The organism is Streptomyces sp. DH10, assembly GCF_029813805.1.
Lineage (GTDB): Bacteria > Actinomycetota > Actinomycetes > Streptomycetales > Streptomycetaceae > Streptomyces > Streptomyces coeruleofuscus.
Map to the genome: position 1 here is coordinate 295,686 of NZ_JARVKU010000008.1, position 15,541 is coordinate 311,226.

The window sequence follows — 15,541 nt, forward strand, 5'->3', positions numbered from 1 at the left end:
GTTCCCCAGTCTCTGGAGCAAGGAGCGATGAGTCATGGCACAGCAGGCCTGCCCCTTCCTGGCGATCGACCCGTCCGGCCAGGACCTCTACGACGAGATAGCCCGGATCCGGGCCCAGGGACCCGCCGTGGAGGTCGAACTCCCGGGCGGCGTACGGGCGTGGTGGATCAACGACTTGGAGCTGAACAAGCGGCTCCTGGCAGGACCCGAGACGAGCAAGGACGCCTTTCAGCACTGGCCGGCCTGGATCAACGGGGACATCTCCCGCACCTGGCCGCTCGCGATCTGGGTGTCGGTGCGCAACATGGTCACGGCCTACGGCACCGACCACAGCCGGCTGCGCAAACCGATGTCCGCCGCCTTCACCAAGCGCCGCGTCGACGCGTTGCTCCCGCGCGTCCAGGAGATCGTCGACCGCGCCCTGGACGACCTGGAGCGGATCCCCGAGGGCGAAGTCGTCGATCTGCGGGCGGCGTTCGCGGCTCCGATACCGCACGAGGTGGTGTGCGAGCTCTTCGGCGTACCGCCGGGTGAGGACGGTCCGCGAGGGGCCCTCTACCGCATCATCAACCGCTTCTTCGACACGGCGATCTCACTGGAGGACGCCCAGGCCAACGGGGTCGAGCTGTACGGCACGCTGACCGCGTTCCTCCAGTACAAGCGCGATCACCCGGCCGACGACCTGACGACGGCCCTGATGGCCGCGCACGACGAAGGAAGCCTCAGCGAACAGGAGTTGATGGACAACCTGATCCTGCTGCTCACCGCGGGCTTCGAGACGACCGTCAACCTCATCGACAACACCGTGCACAGCCTGCTCGCCCACCCCGATCAGCTCGAACTCGTCCGCTCAGGGCAGGCGACCTGGGAGGACGCCATCGAGGAGTCACTGCGTTTCGAGGCGCCGGGTGCCATGTCGGGTCTGCGCTACGCCGTCGAGGACATCGAGATCGAGCCGGGCCTGACGATCCCGAAGGGCGATCCCGTCGTGGTCTCGTTCGCCGGTGCCGGACGCGACCCCGAGCGGCACGGCCCGGACGCCGAACGGTTCGACGTCACCCGGTCCACCAGCCGCGACCACGTCTCCTTCGGCCACGGCGTGCACCACTGCCTGGGCCGCCCTCTGGCCATGGCCGAGGCGACGGTGGCCCTGACGTCCTTGTTCGACCGCTTCCCGCGGCTGGCCCTGGCCGATCCGGCCCGGCCTCCGAAGCGGCTGCGCTCCATCATCTCCACGGGGCACCAGGAGTTGCCCGTGCTGCTGCACGGCCGCGGTCGCGGGCCGGTACCGGGCCCGCGCCCGGAGGAGGCGGAGGCGATCAGGAGACTTTCCGGTCTCGGAGGAACGAGCGGTACCAGGGTGCCGCTCGCCTGAATCCGGCCACGAATCCCTCGCCGGGGGAGCAGTCGAGGTCCTTCCAGAAGGCGTCGTCCACGAACCAGTGGTCGACCGTGAGCATGCCGAGGTGATGGAGGGCGAGCGGCTTCCCGGCGGCCCGGTCCAGGGCGGTGGCGACGTCCACCGCCGCACCACCGCCGGGCTCCCCCAGCAGTGTGCCCGCCGCCCCGAGCAGGTCCGAGGCCCCCACGGGCTCGGGGTGGTTGACGTGGTGCACACCGCCGCCGTGCTCCGGGGACAGGGCCGCGGCCACCACCGCACGGCCCAGGGTGTCCACGTCGATCATCGACTGGAGCGCCTCGCAGCCGGTCAGGGTCGCCGACAACTCGCCCAGCAGCCACACCAGTTCGGGGACGACCCACCGGTCGCCCTCGCCGTACACGAGGTGCGGGCGCAGCACCAGGCCGCCCGCGTCGAGGACGTGCCGTTCGGCGGCGGCCCGGGTGCGGCTGGTGGCCGACGCCGGGGCGATCGGCACTTCCCCGGGGCGCACTCCGCGGAAGGGGCCCCGGCCGTACACGGCGGCCGTGCTCACGTACACGATCCGGCGCACCCCGGCGCGCACGGCCTCCTCGACCAGGGCCCGCGTGCCCAGGTCGTTGACGGCCTCGACGGTCTCGGCGTCGCCGCCGACCCGCGTGGCGCAGTGCACCAGGACGTCGGCGCCCGCGCAGGTGCCGCGCAGGGAGTGCGGATCCCCGAGGTCGCCGTGCACGAACGCGACGGGCTCGGCTCCCGCCGGTGGGGTACGGCGTGACAAGTGCCGTACGCGGACACCGGGTTGCCGGTGTGCGGCGGCCGCGACCCTGCTGCCGACGAAGCCGCTCCCGCCCGTGATCAGGACGTCGACCGTCACGACATCGACCGTACCCGGGCCGGCTGCGCGCAGGTCAGCGTGGCGCTGAAGACGGACTCGCCGTCCTGCCGCCCGGACACCCGTACGGTCGTCTCACCCGGATCTCCCGGACCTCCCGGATCTCCCGAGTTTCCCGGGTTCTCGTCGAGCAGCTCCGTCTCGATCCAGCACGGGCTGTGCAGCTCGGCGTACCGGGCGAACGTCGCCGTCATCGAGCGGGGCAGGAAGGGGTGCCGGCCGGACGCGGCGGCCGCCGCCTGGCGGGCCGCCTCGAAAAGGACCATGCCGGGCACGTGGTCGTTGGGCCGCGGGAAGAGCACGGGATGGCCGGTGTCCACGCGCAGCCGCCAGACGCCGGGGCGGTCGGCGGGGGCGAGGACGACGTCCTCGGCACGGGAGCGGCCGGCGAGCGCCGGGGAGATGCCCGGCAGCAGCGGTACCGGGGTGTCCAGTGCGGCCAGCTGCTTCTGCCGCAGACGACGGTAGGCGAGCGGCGAGGTGCAGCCGGTGCTGCCGGTGCCGCGGGCGATGAAGCGTCCCGCACGGCGGAACTCCATGGTGGTCCGCATGCTGTGCAGACCACGACCGCGACGGCGTATCTCGGAGCACACGACGTCGACGTCGACCGGCTCGGCGGCGTCCGACAGCAGGAGCGCGAACGGGTCGGTGTGGACCGTCAGGTCCCACATGACGAAGTGGGTGTCGGCCGGGGCCCCGAACTCGGCGTGCGCGAGAACCATCGAGGCCTGCCGCAACGTTTCTCCCACGATCATCGGATCCTGGTGCAGGTCGTCCACGGGGCCGAAGAAGGGGTGCGTGGCCGGCCAGTGAGCGGTGAAGCGGAAGCGGGCTTCGGAGATACGGCGCCACTGGGTGGGGAAGACATCTGCTTCTGTGGTGCGGTGGGCGAGTTCCTTGGTGACCGGGGTGGGTCCGGGGGGTTGCGTGGGTTCGATGGCTGCGCCGGTTGCGGCGGTCGCGGCGGCTTCGGGGGGACCGACGGGAGCGACGTGAGCGATGACTGCGGCTTGTGGCGCGTTCTCGACGGCCGCAGTGGTTCTGTTTGCCGGACGGCCCTCCTGTCCGGTCTGATCGTCCGTGGGTGCGCTTAAAGGTTCTGACTGCGGCATGAGAATCCCCAGGATCGGCAGCCTGGCTGTGATCGACGTTTGACTAAGATACGGACGAGCCGGTTTTTTTCAAAGGGTTGGCCGAACCGCTGGGACAGGCTCCGCGCCCCCGCCGCACAGCGATTTCACAGGAATCGACGGAGACCAGGAGGCATCCGATGGCGCGACAGGAGCGCGCGATCCGCACCCGGCGGACCATCCTCGAAGCGGCCGCGGCCGTCTTCGACGAACGCGGCTACACCTCGGCGACCATCGGGGAGATCCTCGACCGGGCGGGCGTCACCAAGGGCGCGCTGTACTTCCACTTCGGTTCCAAGGAGGAGCTGGCGGTGGGGGTGTTCGAGGAGCAGCTGGCGATCACGCTCCCGCCGCAGTCCAGCAAGCTCCAGGAACTCGTCGACTCCGGGCTGGTGATGGCCCGCCGGCTGCGCTCCGAACCGCTGGTTCGGGCCAGTGTCGGGCTCGCCCTCGACCAAGGGGCCATGGAGCTCGACCGCACGCCGGCCTTCGGTATGTGGTTCGACCAGAACGTCCAGCGGCTGGGGGAAGCGAAGGCGCAGGGCGAATTGCTGCCGCATGTCGACGTGGAGGAGACGGCCGAGCTGCTGGTCGGCAGCTTCTCGGGGGTGCAGCTGCTGTCCCAGCTGCGCTGCCAGCGGCAGGATCTGGAGCGCCGCGTCGTCGTGATGTTCGAACACTTCCTGCCGAGCATCGCCGTCCCCGCGGTGCTGGCCCGCCTCGACATCTCGGTGGAGCGGGCGGAGCGGGTGCTGGCCCAGGCGCAGGTGCAGGTGCAGCAGGTACCGGGGCGGGAGCGGGTGGAGGTGCAGGAGGGGGCTGTGCCGGCGCAGGTCTCGTCGGGGGCGTAGGAGTCGCCTTTCGCCGGGTTCCCGCACGGGTTGTCCACAGCTGTGGAGTTGTCCACAGGGCCTGACGCGTTTCGGCCACCGGCTGTACGGTCGCACGAGTTGATGTTCGTTCGCGTGCGGGGGAGGCGGTCGGTGTGACCAGGGACAGTGCCGGGGCTGAGGACAGGGCGGTGCATGGGGCGACGCGTCGGCTGCCCCGGGTGCGCGGTTTCGCCGAGTGGCCCGCCGAGGGCTCGCCCAAGGACGAGGGCAAGGCCCTGCGCAAGCGGATCCCACGCCGCGCGCACGCCACGCTCGACCTGGACGCGTCCCGGCCCGACGCGGTGAGCGCGGTCGAGGAGTCGGGCCGCGGCCGGCTCCCCGAGCTCACGCCGATCCGGGTCGGCCGCATGGCCGCCACACCGTTCGCGTTCCTGCGCGGCAGCGCCGGCCTCATGGCGTACGACCTGGCGCGCACCCCCATGACCCGGATCAAGGCGCAGATCTGCGGGGACGCCCACGCGGCCAATTTCGGCCTGTACGGCGACGCGCGGGGCGGCCTGGTCATCGATCTGAACGACTTCGACGAGACGGTGCTCGGCCCCTGGGAGTGGGACGTGAAGCGCCTCGCGGCCTCCCTGGTGCTCGCGGGCCGGGAGGCCGGAGCGGACGAGGAGAGGTGCCGCAAGGCGGCCTACGACGCGGTGGGCGCCTACCGCCGCACCATGCGGCTGCTGGCCAGGCTCCCGGTGCTGGACGCGTGGAACGCCATCGCGGACGAGGAACTCGTCTCCCACACGGACGCCCACGACCTGCTCGGCACGCTGGAGCGGGTCTCCGAGAAGGCCCGCCACAACACCAGCGGCCGCTTCGCCGCCAGGTCGACGGAGGCCACGGAGGACGGCGGGCGCCGCTTCGTCGACGCCCCGCCGGTGCTGCGGCGCGTCCCGGACGCGGAGGCCGCGGCGGTGGCGGCGTCCCTGGAGGAGTACGTCGGCACGCTGCCGGAGGACCGCCTGCCCCTCCTCGCCCGGCACGCGGTGCACGACGTGGCGTTCCGCGTCGTCGGCACCGGCAGTGTGGGCACCCGGTCCTACGTCGTGCTGCTCCTGGACCACCGGGGTGAGCCGCTGGTGCTCCAGGTGAAGGAGGCGCGGGCGTCGGCCCTGGTGCCGCATCTGGGGACGGCCGGTTTCGACGCTCCGGCGGTCGACCACGAGGGCCGGCGGGTCGTGCTGGGGCAGAAGCGGATGCAGGTCGTCAGCGACATTCTGCTCGGCTGGACGACGGTCGACGGGCATCCCTTCCAGGTCCGCCAGTTCCGCAACCGCAAGGGCAGTGTCGATCCGGCCGCCCTGGCCGCCGACCAGATAGACGACTACGGCCGGATGACCGGCGCCCTCCTGGCCCGCGCCCACGCCCACAGCGCCGACCCCCGCCTCATGGCCGGCTACTGCGGCAAGAGCGAGGAGCTTGACGAGGCGATGGCGGATTTCGCCGTCGCCTATGCGGACCGCACGGAGGCGGACCATGCGGACCTGGTGGCGGGGGTGCGGGCGGGGAAGGTCGCCGCGGAGATGGGGGTCTGAAGCCTGAGGGCCATCGGGCGCGTGGTTGTCCGGAGCACGGGAGCGGTCCGGCCGTGGCCTACGCTGGTCGGGTGACGACCCCGGAAGCTGAGCAGGGTGGTGGCGGCGCCGGTGAGGAACGGGTGACGCCCGAAGGTGACGCGGCGCGTGCCGAGGGCGGCGAGGATCGCCCCGAGGGCGGCGCGGCGCATACCGAAGGCGAGGCGGCGCGGCCCGAGGCGCGGCTGGAGCGGGCCGTGCGGGCCGCCGAGCAGGCGCTGATCGAGTACGAGATCGCGGTGGAGACCTTCCGCGTCGAGATCGAGAACTTCTCCCGTCTGCACGAACAGAAGCTCGGTCCGCTCTACGGCCGGCTCGAGGAGCTGGACGCCCGGATCCTCGAGGCCAGGGCCGCCCGCAGTGGCGACCCGGAGGACCGGCGCCGGGCGGAGGAGGCCAGGGCCCGGCTCGCGCCGATCCCCGGCGTCGAGGAGCTGCTGCACGGCTGGATGGACGACAGCGGCCTCTTCCCGGAGGCCGTGGCGATGCTCACGGACCAGGCGGTCCGGCCACCGCAGCGGGTCCGCCCCAGCGAGGAGGCCCGCAAGCTCTACCGCGAGCTGGCCCGCAAGGCCCACCCGGACCTGGCGCAGGAGGAGAAGGAACGCGAGCGGCGCGAGGAGTTCATCACCCGGGTGAACGCCGCCTACGCCCGGGGCGACGAGGCGGAGCTGCGCGAACTCGCAGAGGAATGGGCCAGGGGGCCCGAGCTGAAGCGGGGCCCGAGCCGCGCCGAGGAGCTCTACGCCCGCCTCGAATGGCTGGCCCAGCGCAAGGAACTGCTCGCCCTGCTCGCCAAGGAGCTGGAGGAGAGCGCCATAGGCCACATGCTCCAGCTGGCCCCGGACGACCCGGACGGCCTCCTGGACGAGATCGGGCAGCAGCTGCTCACCCAGGTCACCGAGCGGGAGCGGGAGCTGGCCGCGCTGCTGGCGGAGGGCTGAGCCGCAGCCCGGCCGGGCCGGTTCGGGTAGCGTCGGACGCATGAGTTCTGGAGCTGGTGTGCCCACGGTCGAGGTCGCGGACCTCAAGGACGGCGACTTCCTGCTGGACGTCCGGGAGGACGACGAGTGGAAGGCCGGTCACGCCGAAGGGGCGCTGCACATCCCCATCAGCGAGTTCGTCGCCCGGTACGGGGAGCTGACCGAGGCCGCCCCGCAGGACGGCCGGGTCCATGTGATCTGCCGCTCCGGCGGGCGTTCCGCCCAGGTCACGATGTACCTGGCCCAGCAGGGCATCGACGCCGTGAACGTCGACGGCGGCATGCAGGTGTGGGAGGCGGCGGGCCGCCCCGTCGTGACGGACGACGGGCAGCCCGGGTTCGTCCTGTAGCGGCTGTAGCGGGCTGTCGGCGCCCGCCCGCCGGTGGGTTCAGGCCAACGGGTGGGCGGCCAGCAGGTCGCCCAGGGCCTCCTCGTGCGCCGCCGCCGGGCCGAGTGACAACTCCAGGTGCTTGGCCCAGGCGTGGTACCGGTGCAGGGGATAGTCGACGTCGGCGCCGAACCCGCCGTGCAGATGCTGCGCCGTCTGCACGACCCGGCGTACGCCCTCCGCCGCCCAGATCTTGGCGACGGCGACATCACCGGCTGCGGGCAGCGCGCCCGGCGCCCCCGAGGCGATCCGCCACGCGGCCTGCCACAGGGTGGCCTCCATCGCGCGCAGGTCGATGTAGCGGTCGGCGGCCTGCACGGCGACGGCCTGGAAGGTCGCGATCGGGAAACCGAACTGCTCCCGCTTGCTCGCGTACTCCCCGGTCATCCGCAGCACCCGCTCCCCGAGCCCGAGCGCCAGCGCACATGTCCCGGTGGCCAGCAGGTCACGCAGCCACTCCCAGGCGCCGTCGGCGTCGATCACGTCCCGGGCGGCCAGCCGCGCCGACTCCAGCCGGAGCTCGCCGAGCCGCTCACCGCTCGTGGAGAACTGCTCGGCCAGGACGGCCCCCTCGTGCCCCCGCGGGACCAGGGCCAGCACGGTCCGCCCGGTCGCCGTGTGCGCGGGGACGACCGTGACGTCCGCGTCGTACGCCCACGGCACCGCCGTCTGCACTCCGTCCAGCACCCACGCCGCGCCGTCCTGCCGTGCGGTCACGGCGAGCTCGGCCGGGTCGTGGCCGGTGCGGCCGTGCGCGGCGACGGTCAGCACGAGCTCGCCCCGGCCCGCACTGGGCAGCAGCGCCGACCTCGCCTCCTCGCCGCCGAAGGCCTGGACGGCGGCCGCTGCCGCGCTGCTCTCCAGCAGCGGCACCCTGGCCAGCACCCGCGCCGACTCGCGCAGCACCAGGCACAGCGCGATCGCGTCCAGGCCGGCCCCGCCGTACCGGGCGTCCAGCAGCAGGCTCAGCAGGTCGGCGTCGGCGAGTTTGGCCCACAGGGCCCGGTCGCAGGTGTCGGCGACGGCGCCCGGGGTGAGGGCCGGACTGGGCACGGTGTCGGGCGCGACCCCGGCGAACACGCCCTTCGCCGCCTCGGCCGCGGCCTGCTGCTCCTCGGTGAAGGTGAAGTCCACGGTGCCTGTCCTTCCGGCCGGTCCCGCTGGGCTGACATAGCTGACGTGAGCTGACGGGCCGCAAGATAGAACAGGTTCTAGAAGAAGGGAATGGGTGTGCGGGCGGGCGCCGTAGGGTGTCACTCCTGTGGGCGACCTGTCCGGGCGCCCTGTGGATAACCTGCGGGGGTCCCCTGTGGACCAGGGGGACCGCCGCTCTCCGGCCGCCGCGAGCGCCGTACGGTCGGCTTCCGATCAGCTTCGGGTCGGCTTCGGGCCGGCTTCCGCGGTGTGGTGACGGCCACGGGCGGAACCGGCGCAAGAGGCTGTGCCCGGGTGGGCGGCCTGAGTACCGTGCCCGTGCCGACGTCGCGCAGCGGTGCGCGGGCGGTACGACGCCCTCGCGGCCGGGCGGACGGAACGACGGACCGGGATCGTGGAACGGGGCTGAATGGACGCGTACGACGGAGGCTCGGACGCCCGGCACGGGCCGGACGGGCCGGCCGAGCCGGGTGTGCCGGCCGAGTCGGGCGGGCCTGCCGAGCCGGCCCCGCCCACCGAACCCCCCGCCGGTGTCGCCGCGCTCGCCCTCCCCTACCGGATCGGTGTCGCGCTGGCGCTCGCGGTCGTCGCGGTGGGGGTCTGTGTGCACGTCGGGATGATGTTCCTGCACGTCGCGCCGCCGAACACCGTCACCAGGGAGCACGGCAAGGCCGTGGACGACTGGATCTACCCGGAGTTCGAGCAGAACTGGAAACTCTTCGCGCCGAATCCGCTCCAGCAGAACATCTCGATCCAGGTCCGTGCCGACGTCCGGGACGGGGAGGGCGGGACGGTGACCACCGGCTGGTACGACCTGTCCGCCGAGGACGGCCGGGCCATCGACGGCAACCTGCTGCCCAGCCACACCCAGCAGAACGAGCTGCGGCGCGCCTGGGACTTCTTCCTCGCCACGCACGACAGCGAGAACCGCCCGGTGGGTCTGCGCGGCTCGCTCTCCGAGTCGTACCTGCGCCGGATCGTGGTGCTGCGCCTCGGCCGCGACGACGCCGTGCGGGCCGCCACCGGGGGCGTCGGCGTCATCGAGCGCGTCCAGGTCCGCTCGCGCACCAGCAACGTGCCCCCGCCGGAGTGGAGCCGGGAGAAGGTCTCCACGACACCCGCCTACCGCGAGCTGCCATGGTGGCCGGTGCCGGAGGCCGAGGCCGGGGGTGGCGTGCGGTGAACCGCTTCTCCCTGGCCGCCTCGCGCGGTATCGCCCGGATCACCGAGGCCGCCCTCGGCCCGTACCAGACCGCCGTGATCCGCATCGGCTTCAGCGCGACCTGGCTGCTCTTCCTGCTGCGCGAGTTCCCCCACCGCCACGAGCTCTACGGCCCCGACGGGCCCTGGAGCTGGGGTCTCGCCGAGCAGCTGATCGGGACCAACAAGGCCTTCACCACTCTCATGTGGTCGGACGGCGGGGCCTGGTTCGAGATCGTCTACCTGCTCGCGGTCCTCGCCAGTGCCCTGCTGATGCTGGGCTGGCGCACCCGCACCATGTCGGTGCTGTTCATGGTCGGTGTGCTGTCGCTCCAGAACCGCAGCGTCTTCATGGGCGACGGCGGCGACAACGTGCTGCACCTGATGTCGGTCTACCTGGTGTTCACGCGCTGTGCCCAGGTGTGGTCGCTGGACGCCCGCCGGGCCGCGCGCGCCCGGACGGCACACGCGCGGGGCGAGCGGGTCACGGACCGGACCGGCCCGGCCCTGTGGGGTGTGCTCGGGTTCGTGCTGGTGGGGGCCACGCTGGCCGGCCGGATGGAGGGCGACTGGCTGATACCGGCGCTGCTGTGGACCGTGTGGGTGACGCAGGCCCTGTGGTGGCTGGCCGGGCGCCGCGCGAAGCCCAGTCAATTGCGGATCATGTTCGACGTGGTCGCCGACGTCGTGCACAACGGCGCCCTGCTCGTGATCATGGCCGAGGCGTGCCTGATCTACGCGACGGCCGGCTGGTACAAGATCCAGGGCTCGCGCTGGCAGGACGGCACCGCCGTCTACTACCCGCTCCACCTGGAGTACTTCTCGCCCTGGCCCGGGCTCGCCGACCTGCTGTCCGCCAGCGGCACGATGGTGATGCTCGTGACCTACGGGACGGTCCTGGTGCAGGTCGCCTTCCCGTTCACGCTGTTCAACCGGCGGGTGAAGAACGTCCTGCTGGCCGTCATGATCACCGAGCACGCCGTGATCGCCGTCGTCCTCGGACTGCCGTTCTTCTCGCTGGCGATGATCGCGGCGGACGCGGTGTTCCTGCCGACGCCCTTCCTGCGCCGCATGGGCGGCCGGGCTGCACGCGTCCGTGACCGGCTGCTGCGGCGCGGCGGGCCCGGACAGGCCCCCGGGCAGCAGGTCCACGAGCGCCCCGAGGCCACGCACGTAGGCTTCGGGACATGACCGACCCCGTGACCGCCTGGCGCCGGCTCGCCGGCAGCACCGTCCTGCTCGACGGCTTCCACGCCCTCAAGCACGCCGTGCGGTTCGGCGCCGAGGTGCCGGTCGCGGTCACCGCCGACCGGGCGGCCACGCTCGCCCTCGCCGACGAGCTGGCCCCGGACGTACGGGACGCGCTGGCCGGGCTGCTGACGGAGGTGCCGCACGAGACGTACGCGTCGTTCGTCCCGCGCCCGCACCCCACCGCCGTTGCCGCCCTGGCCGTACGGCCCTCCCGCGAGTCCAACCTCGAGAAGCTGGGGCACACGCCCCGCACGGCCCCGGTCGTCGTCCTCGACAACCCGCGCAACCTGGGCAACGCGGGGGCGGTGATCCGCCTGGCGGCCGGCTTCGGGGCGACGGGCGTGGTCACCACCGGGACGGTCGACCCCTGGCACCCCACGGTCGTCCGCGGCGGGGCCGGGCTGCACTTCGCGACGGCGGTGGAACGGCTGGAGGTGTCCGGCCTGCCGCCCGGCCCGCTGTTCGCACTCGACCCGGAGGGCGACGACATCCGGACCATGAAGCTCCCGGACGACGCCGTCCTGGCCTTCGGCTCGGAACGCACGGGCCTGTCACCGGAACTACGCGCGCGTGCGGACCAGTTGCTGTCCCTGCCGATGCGCCCCCAGGTCAGCAGCTACAACCTGGCGACGAGCGTGGCGATGACCTTGTACCACTGGAGCTGCAACGTGCCGTAGGGGCGCGGGGAACCGCGCGAGCAGCCACGAACGGCCCGCGCCCGCGCAATCACCGCACCCCCAGAGCGCTCAGGCCTCCCGCCGCACCTCGACCACCCGGAACCGGTTGGCCACGAACGCCCCGTCGCACAGCGCCGCACTCGCCGCCGGATTACCGCCCGACCCGTGGAAGTCCGAGAACGCGGCCGTCTGGTTCACGTACACCCCGCCCGTGAGATTCAGCGACAGCTGCGCCGCCTCCTCCAGGCACACCTCCCGCACGTCCTGCTCGACCTCCGGGTCGGTCGTGTACGCCCCGACGGTCATCGCGCCCTTCTCACGGACGGTCCGCCGCAGCAGCTCCGCGGCGTCCGCCGCCGAGTCGACCGCCACGGCGAAGGAGACCGGCCCGAAGCACTCGCTCATGTAGGCGGCCTCGGCATCCGGCTTGGCCCCGTCCAGCTTCACGATCACCGGCGTACGGACGACCGCGCCCGGGAAGTCCGGGTTGCTGATCTCCCGGGAGGCCAGGGCGACCTCGCCCAGCCCCGCCGCGCCCTCCAGCCGGGCCTTCACCTCCGGGTTGACGATCGCGCCCAGCAGCGCGTTGGCCCGGGCGTCGTCGCCCAGCAGCCCGTCCACCGACTTCGCGAGATCCGCGACCACCTCGTCGTACGTCTTCGGGCCCTGGTCCGTGGAGATGCCCTCGCGCGGGACGAGCAGGTTCTGCGGGGTGGTGCACATCTGGCCGCTGTAGAGGGACAGCGAGAACGCCAGGTTGGAGAGCATGCCCTTGTAGTCGGACGTGGAGTGGACGACGACCGTGTTGACGCCGGCCTTCTCCGTGTAGACCTGGGCCTGGCGGGCGTTGGCCTCCAGCCAGTCGCCGAACTCGGTCGAGCCCGTGTAGTCGATGATCCGGATCTCCGGGCGCAGCGCGAGGGTCTTGGCGATGCCCTCGCCGGGGCGCTCCGCGGCCAGCGCCATCAGGTTCGGGTCGAAGCCGGACTCCGCGAGCACCTCGCGCGCGACCTGCACGGTGAGGGCGAGGGGCAGCACCGCGCGCGGGTGGGGCTTGACCAGGACCGCGTTGCCGGTGGCCAGGGAGGCGAACAGGCCCGGGTAGCCGTTCCAGGTCGGGAAGGTGTTGCAGCCGATCACCAGGCCGATGCCGCGCGGGACCGGCGTGAACTGCTTGGTCATGGCCAGCGGGTCGCGCTTGCCCTGCGGCTTGGTCCACTCGGCGTTGTCGGGTGTGCGCACCTGCTCCACGTAGGCGTAGGCCACCGCCTCCAGGCCGCGGTCCTGCGCGTGCGGCCCGCCCGCCTGGAACGCCATCATGAACGCCTGGCCGGAGGTGTGCATGACCGCGTGCGCGAACTCGTGCGTCCGGTCGCTGATGCGCTTGAGGATCTCCAGGCAGACCACCGCGCGCTGCTCGGCGCCCGCGTCCCGCCAGGCCCGCTGCCCGGCCCTCATGGCGGGCAGCAGCACGTCGAGGTCCGCGTGCGGGTAGGTCACGCCCAGGTCGATGCCGTACGGGGACGTCTCGCCGCCCACCCAGTCGTCCGTGCCCGGCTGGCCGAGGTCGAGGCGGGTGCCGAGCAGGGCGTCGAAGGCGGCCTTGCCCGCGGCCGCGTCCAGGCTGCCGTTCTCCCCGTAGGCCTTGGGGTGCTCGGGGTGCGGGGACCAGTACGCGCGCGTGCGGATCGCTTCCAGCGCCTGGTCGAGGGTGGACCGGTGCCGGGCGATCAGCTCGTGCGCCGAGAGTGCGGCGGTCATGGGTGACCAACTCCTCGTCTCAAGAACTCTTCGTCGAGTTCATGACCTGGGCAGAAACCTGGGCAGGAACACTCGGACAGAGCTAGAGTAACCGAACGATCGGTCGGTTCAAGGGGGTCCGCCGCATCTGTGGAAAACCCCGTGCGGGAGGATCGCGCACATGACAGCACTCGACCTCAGCAGCCCCGTGGCCGTCGTCGGCACCGGCACCATGGGTCAGGGAATCGCCCAGGTCGCGCTGGTCGCGGGCCATCCCGTACGGCTGTACGACACCATCCCCGGGCGCGCACGGGAAGCCGCCGACGCGATCGGCGCCCGGCTGGACCGGCTCGTCGCGAAGGACCGGCTCACCGGCGCCGACCGGGACGCCGCCCGCGCCCGGCTGCTGCCCGCCGAGGACCTCTCCGAGCTGGCGGACTGCGCCCTGGTCGTCGAGGCGGTCCTGGAGCGGCTGGACGTCAAGCAGGACCTGTTCCGCGGGCTTGAGGGCATCGTCGCCGACGACTGCCTGCTCGCCACCAACACCTCGTCCCTGTCCGTCACCGCCATCGGCGGCGCCCTGAGCTCCCCCGGCCGCTTCGTCGGCCTGCACTTCTTCAACCCCGCCCCGCTGCTGCCGCTGGTCGAGGTCGTCTCCGGGTTCGCCACCGACGTCACGTACGCCACGCGCGCGTACGAGACCGCCCGCGCCTGGGGCAAGACGCCCGTCGCCTGCGCGGACACCCCCGGCTTCATCGTCAACCGCATCGCCCGGCCCTTCTACGCGGAGGCCTTCGCGGTCCACGAGGCGCAGGGCGCCGACCCGGCCACCATCGACGCCGTGCTGCGCGAGTCGGGCGGCTTCAAGATGGGCGCGTTCGAGCTGACCGACCTGATCGGCCAGGACGTCAACGAGTCCGTCACCCAGTCGGTCTGGCAGTCCTTCTTCCAGGACGTGCGCTTCACGCCGTCCCTCGCCCAGCGGCGCCTGGTCGAGTCCGGCCGGCTGGGCCGAAAGACCGGCCACGGCTGGTACGACCACCGGGACGGCGCCGAGCGCCCCGAGCCGGATACCGCGGAGCAGCGGCAGCCGCCCGCGTACGTCGTCGCCGAGGGCGATTTGGGACCGGCCGGTGACCTGCTCGCGCTGATCCGCGAGGCGGGCATCCCGGTGCGTGACGAGGACGAGGACAACGGCACCCGCATGGTGCTGCCGAGCGGCGGCCAGCTCGCCCTCGCCGACGGGCAGACCTCCGTGGAGTTCCGGGACGTCGTCTACTTCGACCTCGCCCTGGACTACCGCAAGGCCACCCGGATCGCCCTGTCCGCCTCCCAGGACACCTCCCCGCAGACCCTCGCCGAGGCCGTCGGCCTGTTCCAGGCGCTCGGCAAGAAGGTCAGCGTCATCGGAGACGTCCCCGGCATGATCGTCGCCCGCACGGTCGCGCGGATCATCGACCTGGCGCACGACGCCGTCGCCAAGGGCGCGGCCACCGAGGAGGACGTCGACACCGCGATGCGCCTCGGCGTGAACTACCCCCTGGGCCCCTTCGAGTGGAGCCGCCGGCTCGGCCGCTACTGGGCCTACTCGCTCCTGGACGACCTGCACCTGCGGGACCCCTCGGGGCGCTATGCGCCGTCCCTCGCGCTGTACCGCCACGCCCACGCCTCCGACAAGCGGGAGGGCACAGCCTCATGACCACCGCCAGACGCGACACCTACACGCCGGACACGCTGCTGTCCGTCGCCGTCCGGGTGTTCAACGAGCGCGGCTACGACGGCACCTCCATGGAGCACCTCTCCAAGGCGGCCGGCATCTCCAAGTCGTCGATCTACCACCACGTCACGGGCAAGGAGGAACTGCTGCGCCGTGCCGTGAGCCGGGCCCTGGACGGCCTGTTCGGGATCCTCGACGAGGAGCACGCGCGCGTGGGGCGTGCCGCCGAGCGTCTGGAGTACGTCGTCCGGCGCATGGTCGAGGTGCTCATAGCCGAGCTGCCCTACGTGACGCTCCTGCTCCGTGTGCGCGGCAACACGGACACCGAGCGGTGGGCCCTGGATCGCCGCCGCGACTTCGACCACCGGGTGGCCGACCTGCTGAAGGCCGCGGCGGCGGACGGGGACGTGCGCGGTGACATAGAGGTCCGGCTGGTGACCCGGCTGGTCTTCGGCATGATCAACTCGATCGTCGAGTGGTACAAGCCGGGCGGGCGCGGCATGAACGAGCGCGAGGTGGCGGACGCGGTGGTGCGGCTGGCGTTCGGCGGGCTCCGCAAGAGCGCCTGA

14 protein-coding genes are annotated in these 15,541 nt (G+C 72.4%); 10 read left to right on the forward strand and 4 right to left on the reverse strand.

Annotated features, from left to right (window positions below):
* Window positions 1-34: 34 nt before the first annotated feature.
* Complete coding sequence (locus QC385_RS19535; RefSeq protein ID WP_279542584.1) at window positions 35-1,375, forward strand: cytochrome P450 family protein; 1,341 nt, start codon at window positions 35-37, stop codon at window positions 1,373-1,375.
* Here QC385_RS19535 and QC385_RS19540 read toward each other — a convergent pair.
* Together QC385_RS19540 and QC385_RS19545 are read right to left on the reverse strand one after the other, a co-directional pair.
* Complete coding sequence (locus tag QC385_RS19540) at window positions 1,320-2,255, reverse strand: NAD-dependent epimerase/dehydratase family protein (protein ID WP_279542585.1); 936 nt, start codon at window positions 2,253-2,255, stop codon at window positions 1,320-1,322. The two genes, QC385_RS19535 and QC385_RS19540, sit on opposite strands and share 56 nt — an antisense overlap.
* The gene (locus tag QC385_RS19545; protein ID WP_279542586.1) at window positions 2,252-3,385 is read right to left on the reverse strand and encodes a ScbA/BarX family gamma-butyrolactone biosynthesis protein; all 1,134 of its coding nucleotides are present in this window, start codon (window positions 3,383-3,385) and stop codon (window positions 2,252-2,254) included. Before QC385_RS19545 ends, QC385_RS19540 begins: the two co-directional genes overlap by 4 nt.
* 158 nt (window positions 3,386-3,543) lie before the next feature.
* Here QC385_RS19545 and QC385_RS19550 point away from each other — a divergent pair, with 158 nt between their 5' ends.
* From QC385_RS19550 to QC385_RS19565, 4 genes are all read left to right on the forward strand, one after another.
* Window positions 3,544-4,254, forward strand: coding sequence for a ScbR family autoregulator-binding transcription factor (locus tag QC385_RS19550; protein WP_279542587.1), 711 nt, complete (start codon window positions 3,544-3,546; stop codon window positions 4,252-4,254).
* Window positions 4,255-4,388: 134 nt separating this feature from the next.
* Complete coding sequence (locus QC385_RS19555) at window positions 4,389-5,822, forward strand: DUF2252 domain-containing protein (protein WP_279542588.1); 1,434 nt, start codon at window positions 4,389-4,391, stop codon at window positions 5,820-5,822.
* A 71-nt stretch (window positions 5,823-5,893) separates the two neighbouring features.
* Window positions 5,894-6,805: a hypothetical protein gene (locus QC385_RS19560; protein ID WP_279542589.1), complete on the forward strand. Its 912-nt coding sequence runs from the start codon at window positions 5,894-5,896 to the stop codon at window positions 6,803-6,805.
* 58 nt (window positions 6,806-6,863) lie between these two features.
* A complete protein-coding gene (locus QC385_RS19565; RefSeq protein ID WP_086852278.1) occupies window positions 6,864-7,193 on the forward strand; it encodes a rhodanese-like domain-containing protein in 330 nt (109 codons plus the stop codon).
* A 39-nt stretch (window positions 7,194-7,232) separates the two neighbouring features.
* Here the strand turns inward: QC385_RS19565 and QC385_RS19570 are convergent, their stop codons facing one another.
* Window positions 7,233-8,366, reverse strand: a complete 1,134-nt coding sequence (locus QC385_RS19570; RefSeq protein WP_279542590.1) for an acyl-CoA dehydrogenase family protein — start codon at window positions 8,364-8,366, stop codon at window positions 7,233-7,235.
* 430 nt (window positions 8,367-8,796) lie between these two features.
* On the opposite strand from QC385_RS19570, the gene QC385_RS19575 reads away from it, so the two are divergent.
* The 3 genes from QC385_RS19575 to QC385_RS19585 are packed head-to-tail and all read left to right on the forward strand — an operon-like array spanning window position 8,797 to window position 11,515.
* Entirely contained in the window at window positions 8,797-9,570 is a 774-nt protein-coding gene (locus QC385_RS19575) for a DUF5819 family protein (RefSeq protein ID WP_279542591.1), read from the forward strand.
* Window positions 9,567-10,778, forward strand: coding sequence for an HTTM domain-containing protein (locus QC385_RS19580; protein WP_279542592.1), 1,212 nt, complete (start codon window positions 9,567-9,569; stop codon window positions 10,776-10,778). The genes QC385_RS19575 and QC385_RS19580 overlap by 4 nt, the downstream gene beginning before the upstream one ends.
* Window positions 10,775-11,515: a TrmH family RNA methyltransferase gene (locus tag QC385_RS19585; protein ID WP_279542593.1), complete on the forward strand. Its 741-nt coding sequence runs from the start codon at window positions 10,775-10,777 to the stop codon at window positions 11,513-11,515. Before QC385_RS19580 ends, QC385_RS19585 begins: the two co-directional genes overlap by 4 nt.
* Before the next feature lie 69 nt (window positions 11,516-11,584).
* On the opposite strand, the gene paaN is transcribed toward QC385_RS19585, so the two are convergent.
* Window positions 11,585-13,276: a phenylacetic acid degradation protein PaaN gene (paaN, locus tag QC385_RS19590; protein ID WP_279542594.1), complete on the reverse strand. Its 1,692-nt coding sequence runs from the start codon at window positions 13,274-13,276 to the stop codon at window positions 11,585-11,587.
* A gap of 160 nt (window positions 13,277-13,436) precedes the next feature.
* Here paaN and QC385_RS19595 point away from each other — a divergent pair, with 160 nt between their 5' ends.
* Both QC385_RS19595 and QC385_RS19600 read left to right on the forward strand, forming a co-directional pair.
* A complete protein-coding gene (locus tag QC385_RS19595; RefSeq protein ID WP_279542595.1) occupies window positions 13,437-14,954 on the forward strand; it encodes a 3-hydroxyacyl-CoA dehydrogenase in 1,518 nt (505 codons plus the stop codon).
* A complete protein-coding gene (locus QC385_RS19600) occupies window positions 14,951-15,541 on the forward strand; it encodes a TetR/AcrR family transcriptional regulator (RefSeq protein ID WP_279542596.1) in 591 nt (196 codons plus the stop codon). The genes QC385_RS19595 and QC385_RS19600 overlap by 4 nt, the downstream gene beginning before the upstream one ends.